Origin of the sequence: Azotobacter bryophylli, from assembly GCF_042643485.1 — a bacterium.
GTDB lineage: Bacteria > Pseudomonadota > Gammaproteobacteria > Pseudomonadales > Pseudomonadaceae > Azotobacter > Azotobacter bryophylli.
The window spans coordinates 110018-125577 of record NZ_JBHRSJ010000017.1 but is presented as its reverse complement, the minus strand read 5'-3'; the positions used below and the strand labels follow the sequence as shown (position 1 = coordinate 125577).

At 69.6% G+C, this 15560-nt stretch carries 12 protein-coding genes; 9 read left to right on the top strand and 3 right to left on the bottom strand.

Annotated features, from left to right (window positions below; all coding sequences use genetic code 11):
* Positions 1–79 precede the first annotated feature (79 nt).
* The 4 genes from ACFOJE_RS10375 (at position 80) to ACFOJE_RS10360 (ending at position 4966) form a co-directional block, all read left to right on the top strand.
* The gene (locus ACFOJE_RS10375; protein WP_377814259.1) at positions 80–1462 is read left to right on the top strand and encodes an MFS transporter; all 1383 of its coding nucleotides are present in this window, start codon (positions 80–82) and stop codon (positions 1460–1462) included.
* 19 nt (positions 1463–1481) lie between these two features.
* Complete coding sequence (gene maiA / locus ACFOJE_RS10370) at positions 1482–2123, top strand: maleylacetoacetate isomerase (RefSeq protein ID WP_377814258.1); 642 nt, start codon at positions 1482–1484, stop codon at positions 2121–2123.
* A gap of 55 nt (positions 2124–2178) precedes the next feature.
* Positions 2179–3393, top strand: coding sequence for a 3-hydroxybenzoate 6-monooxygenase (locus tag ACFOJE_RS10365; protein ID WP_377814257.1), 1215 nt, complete (start codon positions 2179–2181; stop codon positions 3391–3393).
* A gap of 166 nt (positions 3394–3559) precedes the next feature.
* Positions 3560–4966, top strand: a complete 1407-nt coding sequence (locus ACFOJE_RS10360) for an alginate export family protein (protein WP_377814256.1) — start codon at positions 3560–3562, stop codon at positions 4964–4966.
* 17 nt (positions 4967–4983) lie between these two features.
* On the opposite strand, the gene ACFOJE_RS10355 is transcribed toward ACFOJE_RS10360, so the two are convergent.
* Complete coding sequence (locus tag ACFOJE_RS10355) at positions 4984–5526, bottom strand: gamma carbonic anhydrase family protein (protein ID WP_377814255.1); 543 nt, start codon at positions 5524–5526, stop codon at positions 4984–4986.
* A gap of 71 nt (positions 5527–5597) precedes the next feature.
* Positions 5598–9557: a trifunctional transcriptional regulator/proline dehydrogenase/L-glutamate gamma-semialdehyde dehydrogenase gene (putA, locus tag ACFOJE_RS10350; protein ID WP_377814254.1), complete on the bottom strand. Its 3960-nt coding sequence runs from the start codon at positions 9555–9557 to the stop codon at positions 5598–5600.
* Between the two features lie 150 nt (positions 9558–9707).
* Here putA and prlC point away from each other — a divergent pair, with 150 nt between their 5' ends.
* The 3 genes from prlC (at position 9708) to ACFOJE_RS10335 (ending at position 12480) form a co-directional block, all read left to right on the top strand.
* Entirely contained in the window at positions 9708–11789 is a 2082-nt protein-coding gene (gene prlC / locus ACFOJE_RS10345) for an oligopeptidase A (RefSeq protein WP_377814253.1), read from the top strand.
* Between the two features lie 9 nt (positions 11790–11798).
* The gene (locus ACFOJE_RS10340; protein WP_377814252.1) at positions 11799–12053 is read left to right on the top strand and encodes a YheV family putative zinc ribbon protein; all 255 of its coding nucleotides are present in this window, start codon (positions 11799–11801) and stop codon (positions 12051–12053) included.
* A gap of 217 nt (positions 12054–12270) precedes the next feature.
* Complete coding sequence (locus ACFOJE_RS10335) at positions 12271–12480, top strand: hypothetical protein (RefSeq protein WP_377814251.1); 210 nt, start codon at positions 12271–12273, stop codon at positions 12478–12480.
* A 78-nt stretch (positions 12481–12558) separates the two neighbouring features.
* Here the strand turns inward: ACFOJE_RS10335 and ACFOJE_RS10330 are convergent, their stop codons facing one another.
* Positions 12559–12993: an OsmC family protein gene (locus ACFOJE_RS10330; protein WP_377814250.1), complete on the bottom strand. Its 435-nt coding sequence runs from the start codon at positions 12991–12993 to the stop codon at positions 12559–12561.
* A 223-nt stretch (positions 12994–13216) separates the two neighbouring features.
* Here ACFOJE_RS10330 and ACFOJE_RS10325 point away from each other — a divergent pair, with 223 nt between their 5' ends.
* Positions 13217–14278 carry a PA0069 family radical SAM protein gene (locus ACFOJE_RS10325; protein ID WP_377814249.1) on the top strand — a complete coding sequence of 354 codons (1062 nt, stop codon included), beginning with the start codon at positions 13217–13219 and terminating at the stop codon, positions 14276–14278.
* Positions 14279–14540: 262 nt separating this feature from the next.
* Positions 14541–15287 (top strand): carbonic anhydrase, encoded by a 747-nt coding sequence (locus ACFOJE_RS10320; protein WP_377814248.1) that lies wholly within the window; start codon positions 14541–14543, stop codon positions 15285–15287.
* Positions 15288–15560 lie beyond the last annotated feature (273 nt).

The window sequence follows — 15560 nt, the reverse complement described above, 5'->3', positions numbered from 1 at the left end:
GCCCGCCTTGGCCGGCCCTTTCTCATTTGCCAACAATTATTCCGTGGTCGCCGCCTGGCGCCGGCCCTCAGGAGTGCTCATGTCTTCCACAGACAAAAAAAATAGCGTGGATGTACAGGACTTCATCGACAGCAAGCCGGTCGCGCCCTTCCAGTGGCTGGTGCTGATGCTGTGTTTCCTGGTTACTGCCATCGACGGGCTGGATACCGCCGCGGTCGGCTTCATCGCCCCGGCCCTGCGCGACGAGTGGGGGCTGACCCCCGCCCAGCTCAATCCGGTGCTCGGCGCCGCCCTGCTCGGCCTCATGTTCGGCGCCTTCATCGCCGGCCCGCTGGCCGATCGCTTCGGGCGCAAGACGGTACTGGCCTTCTCGGTTCTGTTCTTCGGAGGCTGGAGCCTGGCCGCCGCCTACACCGACAGCGTCGAAACGCTGGCCCTGATGCGTTTCCTCACCGGCCTGGGCCTGGGCGGGGCGATGCCCAACGCCATTACGCTGACCTCCGAATACTGCCCGCAGCGGCGCCGTTCGCTGATGGTCACCAGCATGTTCTGCGGCTTCACCCTCGGCTCCGCACTCGGCGGCGTGGTGGCGGCGCAACTGGTGCCGATGTTCGGCTGGCGCAGCATCCTGCTGATGGGCGGCATCCTGCCGCTGGCGTTGCTGCCGCTGCTGATCCTGCTGCTGCCCGAGTCGGCGCGCTTCCTGGTCCAGCGCAAGGCCAGCGGCGCGCGCATCGCCCGCATCCTCGGGCGCATCGCGCTGCTGCCGGCAGACTGGAACGGCAGCTTCCACATCCAGGACGGTCCGCATGACGCCAAAACCGGAGCTTCGCCGATCCGCCTGATCCTCGGCAGCATGCTGCGCCGCGGCACCCTGATGCTCTGGACTTCGTTCTTCATGAGCCTGCTGATCATCTACATGATGACCAGCTGGCTGCCGACCCTGATCAAGGACACCGGCCTGGATCTCAGCCAGGCGGCGCTGATCAGCGCGATGTTCCAGATCGGCGGCACCCTGGGCGCCATCGGCCTGGGCGCGAGCATGGACCGTCTCGACCCCTACAGGGTCCTGATGGTGGCCTACGCCGCCGGCGCCGTGTTCCTGTTCGGCATCGGCCAGTACTACGACCACTACACGATCCTGATCGTCTGCGTGGCCGGCATGGGCGTGTGCGTCAGCGGCTCGCAGGTGGGCGCCAACGCCCTGGCCGCGTCGTTCTATCCGACCGCCAGCCGCGCCACCGGCGTCAGCTGGGCCCACGGCGTCGGCCGCATCGGCGCGGTCACCGGTAGCCTGGGCGGCGGCCTGATGCTCGGTCTGGGCATGGGCTTCGACGACATCTTCACCCTGCTGATGCTGCCGGCGCTGTTGGCCGCCATGGCGATCTTCTTCATGGGGCTGCGTTATCGCAGGGCCGCGGCGGAGGCGCCGGTGGGCCAGAACGCCCCGCAACTCTCTTAAGGAAAGGTAGGAACGCAGAATGCAGCTCTACAACTTCTTCAACAGCTCCACCTCCTACCGGGTACGCATCGCCCTCGCCCTGAAGGGGCTGGACTACGAGCACCACGGGGTCAACCTGCGGGCGGGTGAGCAGCGCTCGGCCGAGTACCGCGCGCTCAACCCCGCTGGCAGCGTGCCGCTGCTGGTGGAGGAGGATGGCACCGCCCTCGGCCAGTCGCTGGCGATCATCGACTACCTGGATGCCAGGCATCCCGAGCCGCGGCTGATCCCCGAGGACGCCCTGGCCCGCGCCCGGGTGCTGGAGATCGCCAATCTGATCGCCTGCGACATCCACCCGATCAACAACCTGCGGGTGCTGGGCTATCTGCAGAAGGTCCTGGGCGTCACCGACGAGCAGAAGTCGGCCTGGTACAGGCACTGGGTCGCCGAGGGCCTGGGCGCGGTCGAGGCCCTGCTGGTCCGCCACGGCCGGGGGCCCTACTGCTTCGGCGAAACGCCGACCCTGGCCGACTGCTGCTTGGTGCCGCAGGTGGCCAATGCCCTGCGCATGGGCTGCGAGCTGGAGTCCTACGAGCGCGTCATGTCCGTCTACCGGCACTGCCAGGCACAGCCTGCGTTCCAGAAGGCGGCCCCGAACAACCAGCCGGACTATGTCGCTTGAACCATCACTAGTCGAAGTCCGTCCAGCCAATCACGTGGACAGTAGGAGAAGAGTCATGAGTACCGAAGCACAAAAACAAGCACAACAAAAGGTCATCGTCATCGGCGGTGGTATCGGCGGCCTGGCGGCAGCCATGGCGCTGACCCAGCAGGGCATCGAGGTCCTGCTGCTGGAGCAGGCCGAGCAGATCGGCGAGATCGGCGCCGGCATCCAGCTCGGCCCGAACGCCTACGCCGCTCTGGATGCCCTGGGCGTCGGCGAGGCCGCCCGTAACCGCTCGGTATTCCCCGACTACCTGCTGATGATGGATGCGGTCGATGCCCACGAGATCGCCAAGGTCGACGTCGGTCCGGCCTTCCGTACCCGCTTCGGCAACCCCTACGGCGTGATCCACCGGGCCGACATCCACCTGTCGATCCTCGAGGCGGTGGAGAAGCACCCGCTGATCACCTTCAAGACCCACACCCGCATCGTCGACATGGAGCTGAAGGGTGACGGCGTGGTCCTGACCGACCAGCACGGCAACCGCTACGAGGCCGATGCCGTGATCGGCTGCGACGGCGTCAAGTCCGTGGTCCGCGAGCGCCTGGTCGGCGACGCCGCCCGCGTCACCGGCCACGTGGTCTACCGCGCCGTGGTGGATCTGGAGGACATGCCGGAAGACCTGCGCATCAACGCCCCGGTGGTCTGGGCTGGCCCGCACTGCCACCTGGTGCACTACCCGCTGCGCGGCGGCAAGCAGTACAACCTGGTGGTGACCTTCCACAGCCGCGACAAGGAAGAGTGGAGCGTCACCGAGGGCAGCAAGGAAGAGGTGCTGTCCTACTTCGAGGGCGTCCATCCGCGTCCGCGGCAGATGCTCGACCGTCCGAAGTCCTGGCGCCGCTGGGCCACCGCCGACCGCGATCCGGTGGAGAAGTGGGGCGAAGGCCGCGCCACCATCCTCGGCGATGCCGCGCACCCGATGACCCAGTACCTGGCGCAGGGTGCCTGCATGGCGCTGGAAGACGCCGTGACCCTGGGGCAGGCGATCAGGACCTGCGGTAACGACCTGGAGAAGGCCTTCCGTCTCTACGAGTCGATCCGCATTCCGCGCACCGGCCGCGTGGTGCTTTCGGCCCGGGAAATGGGCCGCATCTACCACGCCAAGGGCGTCGAGCGGCAGATACGCAACAACCTGTGGGTCGGTCGCACCCAGGAGCAGTTCTACGACGCCCTGCAGTGGCTGTACGGCTGGAACGTGGACAACTGCATGCAGGGCGGTCGCTGATCCGCACGCTGCACTCCCGAACCCCTGAAGAGCCTTCTACCCCGCCTTCCGCAGGAGGGCGGGGGCGCAGGCCCATGCCTTGAACCGGGCCGGCCCGTGCCTGCCGGCCAGGCCGGTGGCGACCACCTCGTGCGCCGTCGACGCCCGACTATAAAAACAACACCCGATGAAACAGAATCCATGCCTCGCTGCAGGGCTGCTCGCCCTGGCGGCTGCCCTTTGCCCTTGCGCCTCCTTCGCCGCGGACGGTCCGCCCAAGCCACGTCGCCCGGCGTATCCGCATTTTCTCGACAAGTATCCCTACCTCGCCGAGTCGAACCGCTACGGCGGCCTGCTCGATCCGCTGCGCCGCATTCGCCTGGGAAATTCGTCCTGGCTGCAGCTGGGCGGCGAGCTGCGCTATCGCTTCGACAGCGTGAACGAGCCGGCCTTCGGCCTGAAGGGCGTGCACGACGACGACTATCTGCAGCAGCGCCTGCAGGTGCATGCCGACCTGCATCTCTTCGACGATGCGCTGCGCGCCTTCGTGCAGTTCGAGAACACCGATTCCTGGAGCAAGGAGGTGTTCTCGCCGTACGACCAGAGCGGCAACGAGATCCACCAGGCCTTCGTCGACGTCAGGCTGCCCTCCCCCGGAGACGGCACGCTGATCGCCCGGGTCGGCCGCCAGGAAATGACCTACGGCAACCAGACCATGATCGCCACCCGCGCCATTCCCAACGTGCGCCAGAGCTTCGACGGCGCCCTCCTGCAATACGGCAACGCCGCCGGCTACAAGGTGGATGTGTTCGCCGTGCGCCCGGTCGCCAACGTGCGCCTGGGCTCGTTCAACGACAGCTCCAAGGACGCCGGGGACTTCTACGGCATCTACGCCACGCTGCCGGTCGCAGGCGGGATCAAGGACGACCTCTACGCCTACAGCTACCAGCGCGACTGGCGCCGGCTCGACGGGGTCAGCGGCGAGGAGGATCGCCATACCCTGGGCAACCGTCTGCACGGCAGCGTGGCTAGAGTGGATTTCAGCTGGGACGCCATGTACCAGTTCGGCACGTTGGGCGACACCGACATCCGCGCCTGGGCCACCGCCGGTACCGTCGGCCATACCCTGCGCGACGTAACGTGGCATCCGGGCGTGGCGCTGCATTTCAACGCCGCCAGCGGCGACGACAACCCGAACGACGGGGAAAGCAACACCTTCGACCCGCTGTTCCCGGCCAACGGCAAGTTCTTCGGCGAGGCCAGCCTCACCACCCTGGCCAACCTGATCTCGGTCGGCCCGCAGTTCGTCGTCTCGCCGCGGCGCGACCTGACCGTCTCGCTGACCACCCTGTCCCTGTGGCGGGAGACCGAGAACGACGCCGTCTACCTGCCGGGCATGAATCCCCTGGCGGGGACCGGCAAGGCGTCGGGGAGGCACATGGGCATGTCCTACGACATGTTCGCGCGCTGGGCGGCGGCGGAGAACCTCACCGTCGACCTCGAGTACCTGTACTACGACGTCGGTCCGGCGATCCGCAACGCGGGGGGCCGCAACGCCCAGTTCGTTTCCCTGCGCACCTCCCTGATGTTCTGAGAGGCGCCCGGGCGCTTCTAGCGGTCGAAACCCTCGGCCAGGTGCTGGTCCTTGAGCTTGACGTAGTTGGCCGCGCTGTAGGCGAAGAAGGCGCGTTCCTTGTCGCTCAGCGCCCTGGCCTGCTTGACCGGGCTGCCGACGTACAGGTAGCCGCTTTCAAGCGTCTTGCCCGGCGGCACCAGGCTGCCGGCGCCGATGATCACCTCGTCCTCCACCACCGCGCCGTCCAGGACGATGGCGCCCATGCCGACCAGCACGCGGTCGCCGATGCGGCAGCCGTGCAGGGTCACCTTGTGGCCGACGGTCACGTCGTCGCCGATGGTCAGGGCAAAGCCGTCCGGGTTGAACTGCCCGGCGTGGGTGACGTGCAGCACGCTGCCGTCCTGGATGCTGCTGCGTGCGCCGATGCGGATGCGATTCACGTCGCCGCGGATCGCCACCTGCGGCCAGACCGAGCTGTCGTCGCCGATCTCCACGTCGCCGAGCACCACGGCCGAGGCGTCGACGAAAACCCGCTCGCCCAGCGTCGGGGCGATGCCCTGGAAGGTTCTGATGGTCATGGGTAAGTCTCCGTGTGGGGAGCCGGTATCGTCACGGACCGGCGCGGCCGGCGCAATAGCGCCGGCCCGGCTCAGCCGAGGGTCATCAGGCTGGCGTTGCCGCCGGCCGCGGCGCTGTTGACGCTCAGCGAACGCTCGACCAGCAGGCGCTCCAGCGGAATCTCCGCCTCGCCGCGGGCCAGCCCGGTCACGCCGACGATGGGCCCGGGGCGGGCCGCCATCCGCCGGCAGACCTCGCGCAGCCGGTCGCCGTCGCCGTGGTGCAGCACGGCGTCGCAGGCCAGCGCCGGGTCCCGCCAGTCGGCGACCGGCTCGATGCAGGCCTGCACCGCGGCCGGCAGCTGGCTGAGCAGCGCCCGGCCGGTCGCGTCGTCCGGCCACAACGCCCGGCAGCCCACCGCAAGCAGCGCGGCGAGCTGGATCAGGCAGTCGCGCTGGTCGTCGGCGAGGCAGAGCACCCGCTCGCGGGGCAGCAGCGTGTAGCTGTCGCGCTCGCCGGTGGGGCCCGGCAGCAGGCGGCTCAGGCCGCTCTGCGAGCGTGCGGCGAAGCGTTCGCAGGCTTCGGCCAGGGCCGGATCGTCCCGCTCTTGCGCCCACTCCTGCAGGGCCGTCAGCGGCAGGCGGCTGCGCGGGGCGAGACGTTCGCGCCCGCGGTCGTCGGCCTGGCCCCGGGCGTCCAGACGGGCGAAGGTGGCGGCCGGCCCCTCCGCCGGGCAGGTCGCCAGCAGGCGGTACAGGTACAGCGGCCCGCCGGCCTTGGGTCCGGTGCCGGACAGCCCCTCGCCGCCGAACGGCTGCACGCCGACCACGGCGCCGATCATGTTGCGGTTGACGTAGAGATTGCCGACCCGCGCCTTCTCCACCACCCGGGCGATGGTCTCGTCGATGCGCGTGTGCAGGCCCAGGGTCAGGCCGTAGCCGCTGGCGTCGATCCACTCCAGCAACTGTGGCAGCTGCGCGCGCGAGTAGCGCAGCACGTGCAGCACCGGGCCGAAGACCTCGCCCTCCAGCTCGTCCAGGCTTTCCAGCTCGATCAGGGTCGGCACGACGAAGGTGCCGCGGGCCAGCTCCGGGCCGTCGCTGCGGGCGATCCGCACGACCCTGCGGCCCTTGTCGCGCATCCGGGCGATGTGCCGCTCCAGAGCGGTCTGGGCCTCGGCGTCGATCACCGGGCCGATGTCGGTGGCCAGGTCGTCCGGGTTGCCCAGCCGGCATTCGGCCATGGCCCCTTCCAGCATCGCCAGTACCCGCTCGGCCGCGTCCTCCTGCACGCACAGCACGCGCAGCGCCGAGCAGCGCTGGCCGGCGCTGTCGAAGGCGGAAGCGATGACGTCCTGCACCACCTGCTCGGCGAGGGCCGAGGAGTCGACGATCATGGCGTTCTGCCCGCCGGTTTCGGCGATCAGCGGCAGCGGCCGGCCGCGGGCGTCCAGGCGTCCGGCCAGCTGGCGGGCGATGCTGCCTGCGACCTCGGTGGAGCCGGTGAACATCACCCCGCGGATGCGCTCGTCTCGCACCAGGGCGTCGCCGACCACCCCGCCCTCGCCCGGCAGCAGCTGCAGCGCGCCGGCCGGGACCCCGGCTTGGTGCAGGATCGCCACGGCCTGGGCGGCGATCAGCGGGGTCTGCTCGGAGGGCTTGGCCAGCACCGTGTTGCCGGCGGCCAGGGCCGCGGCCACCTGGCCGACGAAGATCGCCAGGGGGAAGTTCCACGGGCTGATGCAGACCACCGGGCCCAGCGGCCGGTGGCTGTCGTTGGCGAAGTCGGCGCGGACCTGGGCCGCGTAGTAGCGCAGGAAGTCCACCGCCTCGCGTACCTCGCCGACGCCGTTGGCGAAGGTCTTGCCGGCCTCCCGCACCAGCAGGCCGATCAGCGGCTGCATGCGCTCCTCCAGCAGCTCGGCGGCGCGCTCCAGTGCCCCGGCCCGCTCGCCCGGCGGGGTGGCCTGCCAGATCGGCGCGGCGGCCTGGGCGGCGGTCAGGGCGCACTCGACATCGGCCGGCGTGGCGACCTGCACGTGGCCGACGAGGTCGCGCCGGTCGGCCGGGTTGCGCACCTCCAGCCAGGGGCCGTCGGCCACCTCGCCGGCCAGGAGCGGCCGGGCGCGCCAGTCCTGCCGGGCACTGCCGAGCAGGGCGCCGGACAGCGAGGCCAGGCGCTGCTCGTTGGCCAGGTCGATGCCGCCGGAGTTGAGCCGCTCGTCGCCGTACAGCTGGCGGGGCAGCGGGATGCGCGGGTGCGGCAGGCCCGGCGCGCCCTCGCGCAGCGCGGCCCGCTCGACCGCCATGACCGGCTCCTCGAGCAGCGCGTCGAGGGAGACGGCGGGGTCGGCGATGCGGTTGACGAAGGAGGTGTTGGCGCCGTTCTCCAGCAGGCGGCGCACCAGGTAGGCGAGCAGGGTCTCGTGGCTGCCGACCGGCGCGTAGATCCGGCACGGGCGGTCCAGCCCGCCGTCGGTCACCGGCCCCACCACCTGCTCGTAGAGCGGCTCGCCCATGCCGTGCAGGCACTGGAACTCGTACTGGCCGGGATGGTAGCCGGGCCCGGCCAGGTGGTAGACGCTGGCCAGGGTCTGCGCGTTGTGGGTGGCGAACTGCGGGTAGACGGCCTCCGGCACCGCCAGCAGGCGGCGTGCGCAGGCGAGGTAGGAGACGTCGGTGTGGACCTTGCGGGTATACACCGGGTAGCCCTCCAGGCCGTCGATCTGCGCGCGCTTGATCTCGCTGTCCCAGTAGGCGCCCTTGACCAGGCGCACCATCAGACGGTGGCCGCTGCGCCGGGCCAGGTCGATCAGATGGTCGATCACTTGGGGGCAGCGCTTCTGGTAGGCCTGGACCACGAAGCCGATGCCGTTCCAGCCGCGTAGCTCCGGCTCGAAGCACAACCGCTCGAGCAGGTCCAGGGACGGCTCCAGGCGGTCGGCCTCCTCGGCGTCGACGTTCAGGCCGATGTCGTAGCGACGGGCCAGCCGGGCGAGGCCCGCCAGACGCGGATAGAGTTCGTCCATCAGTCGCTGGTGCTGGGCGCGGCCGTAGCGCGGGTGCAGCGCCGAGAGCTTGATGGATATGCCCGGCCCATCGTAGATGCCGCGCCCGCCGGAGGCCGTGCCGATGGCGTGGATCGCCTGTTCGTAGGCGGCCAGATAGCGCTGCGCGTCGGCCTCGGTCAGGGCCGCCTCGCCGAGCATGTCGTAGGAATGGCGGAAACCCCGGGCCTCCAGCCGGCCGGCATTGGCCAAGGCCTCGGCGATGGTCTCGCCGCTGACGAACTGCTCGCCCATCAGGCGCATGGCCATGTCCACGCCCTTGCGGATCACCGGCTCGCCGCTCTTGCCGATCAGCCGGTTGAGTGCGTGCGACAGGCCGGTCTCGGTGTGGGTGGAGACCAGCCTGCCGGTGATGAGCAGGCCCCAGGAGGCGGCGTTGACGAACGGCGAGGGGCTGTGGCCCAGGTGCTGCTGCCAGTTGCCGGCGCTGATCTTGTCGCGGATCAGCGCGTCGCGGGTGCCCTTGTCGGGGATGCGCAGCAGCGCCTCGGCCAGGCACATCAGGGCCACGCCCTCCTGGCTCGACAGGGAGAACTCCTGCAGCAGCCCCTGCACCAGCCCGGCCCGGCCGCTGGCGCTCTTCCGCCGGCGCAGGCCCTCGGCCAGCCGGCGGGCCAGCTGCCGGGCGGCCACGGCCTGCCCGGTCGGCAGGCGCGCCTGCTCCAGCAGCAGCGGCACGACCTCCGGCTCGGGACGGCGCCAGGCGGCGGTGATCGCCGCGCGCGTCACCGACTGCGGCAGGATGCTCCGGGCGAATGCGAGGAACGGCTGGCAGGGTTGTCCGGCTTCCGAGCCCTCGTCGTCGTCCGCCTCCGCCGGGTCCTGCGGCGCGGGCGTCTCCTGCCCGCGCTCCAGGCTCTCCAGATAGCGGTAGATCGCCTGGCGGATCAGCCAGTGGGGCGTGCGGTCGATCCGTCGCGCGGCTTCCTTGAGGCGCTCGCGGGTCGCCTCGTCCAGCTTGACGCCCAGGGTGGTCGTGGCCATGTCCTTGCCCTCGTGAGCGGATGGATGCCTCGACGATAAGTCCGGGGGCGGTGCGGTGCAACCGGGTGCAACCCGGCGCCCCGGCCGTTCGCGCCGTCCGGACGCCGCCGGCCCTCCCCCAAGCTGCACACTCGGGCATTTCTCTTTAACATGGCCGGCGAATCTACCCATTCAGGGGCAACCGCCGTGACCGCCAGCAATCCTCTACTGCAAGCCTTCGATCTGCCGCCCTACTCCCGGATCCGCCCGGAGCACGTCGAGCCGGCCATCGACCAGATCCTCGCCGACAACCGCGCGGCCATCGCCAAGATCCTCGCCGAGCACGGCGGCAATCCCGGCTGGAACGGCCTGGTGCTGGCGCTGGACGAGCTGAACGACCGCCTCGGCCGCGCCTGGAGCCCGGTCAGCCATCTCAACGCCGTGTGCAACAGCCCGGAACTGCGCGCCGCCTACGAGGCCTGCCTGCCCAAGCTGTCCGAGTACTACACCGAGCTGGGGCAGAACCGCGCCCTCTGCGACGCCTACAAGGCCCTGGCCGCCAGCCCCGAGGCGGCCGGCTTCGAGGTGGCGCAGAAGACCATCCTCGAACACAGCCTGCGCGACTTCCGCCTGTCCGGCATCGACCTGCCGGAGGACAAGCAGAAGCGCTACGGCGAGATCCAGATGCGCCTGTCCGAGCTGACCAGCCGCTTCTCCAACCAGCTGCTCGACGCCACCCAGGCCTGGACCAAGCACGTCACCGACGAGGCCGCCCTGGCCGGCCTGCCCGACTCGGCCAAGGCGCAGATGGCCCAGACGGCCAAGGCCAAGGAACTGGACGGCTGGCTGATCAGCCTGGAGTTCCCCAGCTACTACGCGGTGATGACCTACGCCGATGACCGCGCCCTGCGCGAGGAGGTCTACGCCGCCTACTGCACCCGCGCCTCCGACCAGGGGCCGAACGCCGGGCAGTTCGACAACGGCCCGCTGATGAGCGAGATCCTCGACCTGCGCCGCGAGCTGGCCCGGCTCTTGGGCTTCGACAGCTACGCCGAGCTGTCCCTGGCGACCAAGATGGCCGAGACCGGCGAGCAGGTGCTGGGCTTTTTGCGCGACCTCGCCGCACGCAGCAAGCCGTTCGCCGAGAAGGACCTGGCCGAGCTGCGCGCCTTCGCCTTTGATCAGGGCTGTTCCGACCTTTCCAGCTGGGACGTCGGCTACTACAGCGAGAAGCTGCGCCAGAGCCGCTACAGCATCTCCCAGGAACAGCTGCGCGCCTACTTCCCCATCGACAAGGTGCTCACCGGCCTGTTCGCCATCGTCCAGCGCCTGTACGGCATCGAGATCCGCGAGCTGAGCGATTTCGATAGCTGGCACCCGGACGTGCGCCTGTTCGAGATCCGCGAGCACGGCGAGCACGTCGGCCGCTTCTTCTTCGACCTCTACGCCCGGCCGAACAAGCGCGGCGGTGCCTGGATGGACGGTGCCCGCGACCGCCGGCGCAACGCCGCCGGCGAGCTGATCAGCCCGGTGGCCAACCTGGTGTGCAACTTCACCCCCGCCGTTGAGGGCAAGCCCGCCCTGCTCACCCACGACGAGGTCACCACCCTGTTCCACGAGTTCGGCCACGGTCTGCACCACCTGCTGACCCGCATCGAGCACGCCGGCGTTTCCGGCATCAGCGGCGTGCCGTGGGACGCGGTGGAGCTGCCCAGCCAGTTCATGGAGAACTGGTGCTGGGAACCGGAGGGCCTGGAGCTGATCTCCGGCCACTACCAGACCGGCGAGCCGCTGCCCGAGGATCTGCTGGCGAAGATGCTGGCGGCGAAGAACTTCCAGTCCGGCATGATGATGGCGCGCCAGCTGGAGTTCTCCCTGTTCGACTTCGAGCTGCACGTCCACCATGGCGACGGACGCAGCGTGCTGGAGGTGTTGGAGGCGATCCGCGAGGAGGTCTCGGTGATGCGTCCGCCGGCCTACAACCGCTTCCCCAACAGCTTCTCGCACATCTTCGCCGGCGGTTACGCGGCCGGTTACTACAGCTACAAGTGGGCGGAAGTGCTGTCCGCCGACGCCTTCTCCCGCTTCGAGGAGGACGGCGTGTTCAACCCCGTCACCGGCCAGGCCTTCCGCGAGGCGATCCTGGCCCGCGGCGGTTCCCAGGAACCCATGCTGCTGTTCGTCGATTTCCGCGGCCGCGAGCCGTCCATCGACGCCCTGCTGCGTCACCTCGGCCTGAGCGCGGCCGCCTGAGAGGCAACCATGAACCAACCGAAGAAACAATTCATCGCCGGCGCCGTGTGCCCGGCCTGCGAGAAGATGGACACCATCAAGATGTGGACCGTCGACGAGGTGCCGCACCGCGAATGCGTGGCCTGCGGCTTCGCCGACACCCTCAACGCCCAGGGCCAGTCGGTGCCCTTGGAGCTGGGCACGCGGGTGAACAAGGTGGAGGCCAAGCCGGTCGAGCAGACCGTGCAGGTGGCGCAGTTCTTCCCCAATCCGAAGCTGAAGTGACGGCCGCGGCGGCACCCGGTCAGGCAGCGCTCTTCCCGCTGCCTGGCCATTTCCCCGAGCGAACCCGGACCGCCACGACGACGCCGGCGGCCCCGGGCGATTGTTCCCGGATCGCCCCAGGCTTGATGTCATTTTAATGGCTAATCGTCTCCCCGCTCCGCCGATATTCTGGGCTGGGCACGGCTTGTCGTGTCCGATCCCAAACCAGGAGCGATCCATGAGCATTTCTTCCATCGGCAGCAGCCAGTACAGCTACTCGGCTCAGCAGGCCCAGCAATCCACCCAGGCATCCGAAGTGCGCGAAACCGGTCCCGACCGCGACGGCGACGCGGACGACCTGGCCGCCAAGGCCGCGCAAGCGGCGACCGCTCCGACCTCGAACGCGAGCGGCCAGCAGATCGGCCTGCTGATCAACGTCACGGCCTGAAGTCCGTAGCGTTGAGCTTGCGTCGCCCCGCTGCTGCCCTGCCCGCGAGGCCGGCGGCAGCGGGGTGCGGGCCCCGCCTCAGGCCAGACAGGTGACCAGCCGGGTGCCGTATTCGAGCATGTCGGCCACCGGACAGCGTTTTTCGATTTCCTCCAGTAGGGCCTGTTTGGCCGGCCGGTCGAGGTCGGCGTCGATCTCCACCTGCAGGCGCAGTTCCTGGAAACCCGCACGCACCCCGGGATCGAGGCCGAGCAGGCCGTCCGGGTCGTAGTCGGCTTCGAGGGCGAACTGCATGCCGCGCAGATCGACCTGCCGCTTGCGGGCGACCATCCGGCCGATGGAGCCGAAGCAGCCGGCCAGCGAGGCCAGCAGGACGCTCAGCGGCCCCGGCCCGAGATCCTGGCCGCCTCCGTTCTTCGACTGGTCCATGACCAGGCGGTGACTGCCGCATTCCACTTCGATACTCGTCCCGGCCCCCATCTGACCGCGAGCGCTGAGGGTCTTCATTGCCATGTGGTGCCTACTCCGTCTCGTTGATCGTCGACGCCCTTTCTAAGGCCATCGGCGCGAAACCGGCTTGTCGATCGTCAACGTCCGCCTGCGGCGATAGCGCGCACCCGGACGAGCGCAGGGCGGAGGCGCCGGCGCCTTCGAGGCGTCCGTCGGAAAAGGGATTGGGCGGCGCGGCGGCTGTCGCTATACTGGTTTTATATCCAGTATCGATGCGGATTCCTCCATGCCCGCCAACCCCCAGCCGCCGCGCGGCCGCGGTGCCGCCAGCAACCCGCACAACCGCTTCGCGCCGACGGTCTCGGAGGCCTGGGACGACGGCTGGTTCCAGGAGGTGCCGCCCTGTCGGGCCACCGAGGTGCGCCGCGAGCAGGCCAAGAGCGTCATCACCCGCAACCGCTCGCCGGACGTCGGCTTCGACCGCTCGGTGAATCCCTACCATGGCTGCGAGCACGGCTGCATCTACTGCTTCGCCCGGCCGACCCACGCCTACTGGGACCTGTCGCCGGGGATCGATTTCGAGACCCGCCTGATCGCCAAGACCAACCTGGCCGAGCGCCTGGAAGAGGAGCTGAGCCGGCCAGGCTACGTGCCGCAGCCGATCGCCCTGGGGGTGAACACCGACGCCTACCAGCCCATCGAGCGCGAGCAGCGTCTGACCCGGCGGGCGCTGGAAGTGCTGCTGCGCTACCGCCATCCCGTGCACCTCATCACCAAGAGCGCGCTGATCCTGCGCGACCTCGACCTGCTGGGCGAGCTGGCGCGCCGGCGGCTGGTCGGCGTGAGCGTCAGCCTGACCACCCTGGACGACGGGCTCAAGCGCATCATGGAGCCGCGCGCCGCCTCCCCCGCGGCGCGTCTGCGGGTCCTGCGCGCGCTCGCCGAGCACGGCGTGCCGGCGGGCGTGGTGTGCGCGCCGATGATTCCGCAGATCAACGACCGCGAGCTGGAGGCCCTGCTGGAGGCGGCCTGCGACGCCGGCGCGCGTTCGGCCGGCTACGTGCTGCTGCGCCTGCCGCTGGAGGTGGCGCCGCTGTTCGAGGAATGGCTGGCGGCGCACTTCCCGGCCCGCGCCGCCCACGTCATGAGCCTGATCCGCCAGTGCCGCGGCGGCGCCGACTACGACAGCCGCTTCGGTACCCGCATGCGCGGCGAAGGCCCGTTCGCCACGCTGCTCGCGCAGCGCTTCGCCCTGGCGGTCAGGCGCCTCGGGCTGAACCGCGGCCCGGCCGAGCCGCTGGACTGCACGGCGTTCGCCCCGCCGGGCCGGCAGCTCTCCCTGTTCTAGCTGCGCTGACACCGCCCGTCGGTCAGCGAGGCGGTGACGCCGGTCGCGACCGGAGCGTCCTTGGCAAGGCCGCGCGCCGGATGCCGGCGGTAGCGCCGCAAAGGGCGTGCCAGGGCTGTCGCATTCAGTTTCATTTGATCGGTTGGTCCGTCATTCAGGTTCAATTAAGTTGACTCGCGCAATATGGCCGGCGACGGGAAACCCTGGCCCGGATGCCAGGCCACGGCCTTGCCTGTGTTAGTCAACGAATAAGGAGAGTCCCATGACCTATAACGCTTCAGAACAGCCGGCGCCGCCTGGCAACGGCGAAGCCCGCAAGGAATCCGAAAACGCCGAGGTGGCGCTGAAGAACATCGTCGAAGGCTTCCACCGCTTCCGCACCGAGGTGTTCCCCCAGCAGGCAGAGTTCTTCCGCGACCTGGCCAATGCCCAGCGTCCGCGGGCGATGTTCATCACCTGCGCCGATTCGCGGGTAGTGCCCGAGGTGATCACCCAGAGCGCGCCGGGCGACCTGTTCGTCACCCGCAACGTCGGCAACGTGGTGCCGCCCTACGGGCAGATGAACGGCGGCGTGTCGACCGCCATCGAATACGCGGTGATGGCCCTCGGCGTGCATCACATCGTCGTCTGCGGCCACTCCGACTGCGGCGCCATGAAGGCCGTGCTCGACCCGCCGACCCTGGAGAGCATGCCCACCGTCAAGGCCTGGCTGCGCCATGCCGAGGTGGCCAAGGTGGTGGTGCAGGAGAACCGCTGCAGCTGCTCCGGGCGCTCGACCCTGGACGTGCTGACCGAGGAGAACGTGGTCGCCCAGCTCGATCACCTGCGCACCCACCCGTCGGTGGCGGCGCGTCTGGCCAGCGGCCAGCTGTTCATCCACGGCTGGGTGTATTCCATCGAGACCGCCGAGATCAAGGCCTACGATGCCGAGCAGGGTTGCTTCCGGCCGCTGGACAGCGACGGTCCGGTCCCGATGGCGACCCCGCGGCCGCGCTACAACCTGCGCTGAGCCGTCCATGATCCGCTGCGCGCCGGCCGGGCCGTCGATAGCGGCCGCGACGCGGAGCCTGCGGAACGCCCGTTGAGGGCCCCGTGCTCTGCCTCCCTGCCGATCCGGCCCTGCCCGGCCCCGGCCGCGGGATCGTGAACACGCGCTGAACGGCGGTAGCCGCCGCCCCTGCCGACCGCCCCGGTCGGCCCTGGATTCGAACACTGAACGCCCGATGCCGAGCCTGTGCGCTCCGCGTCGCGGGCAAGTCATGTCCGATTTTTTGCGAAGGAG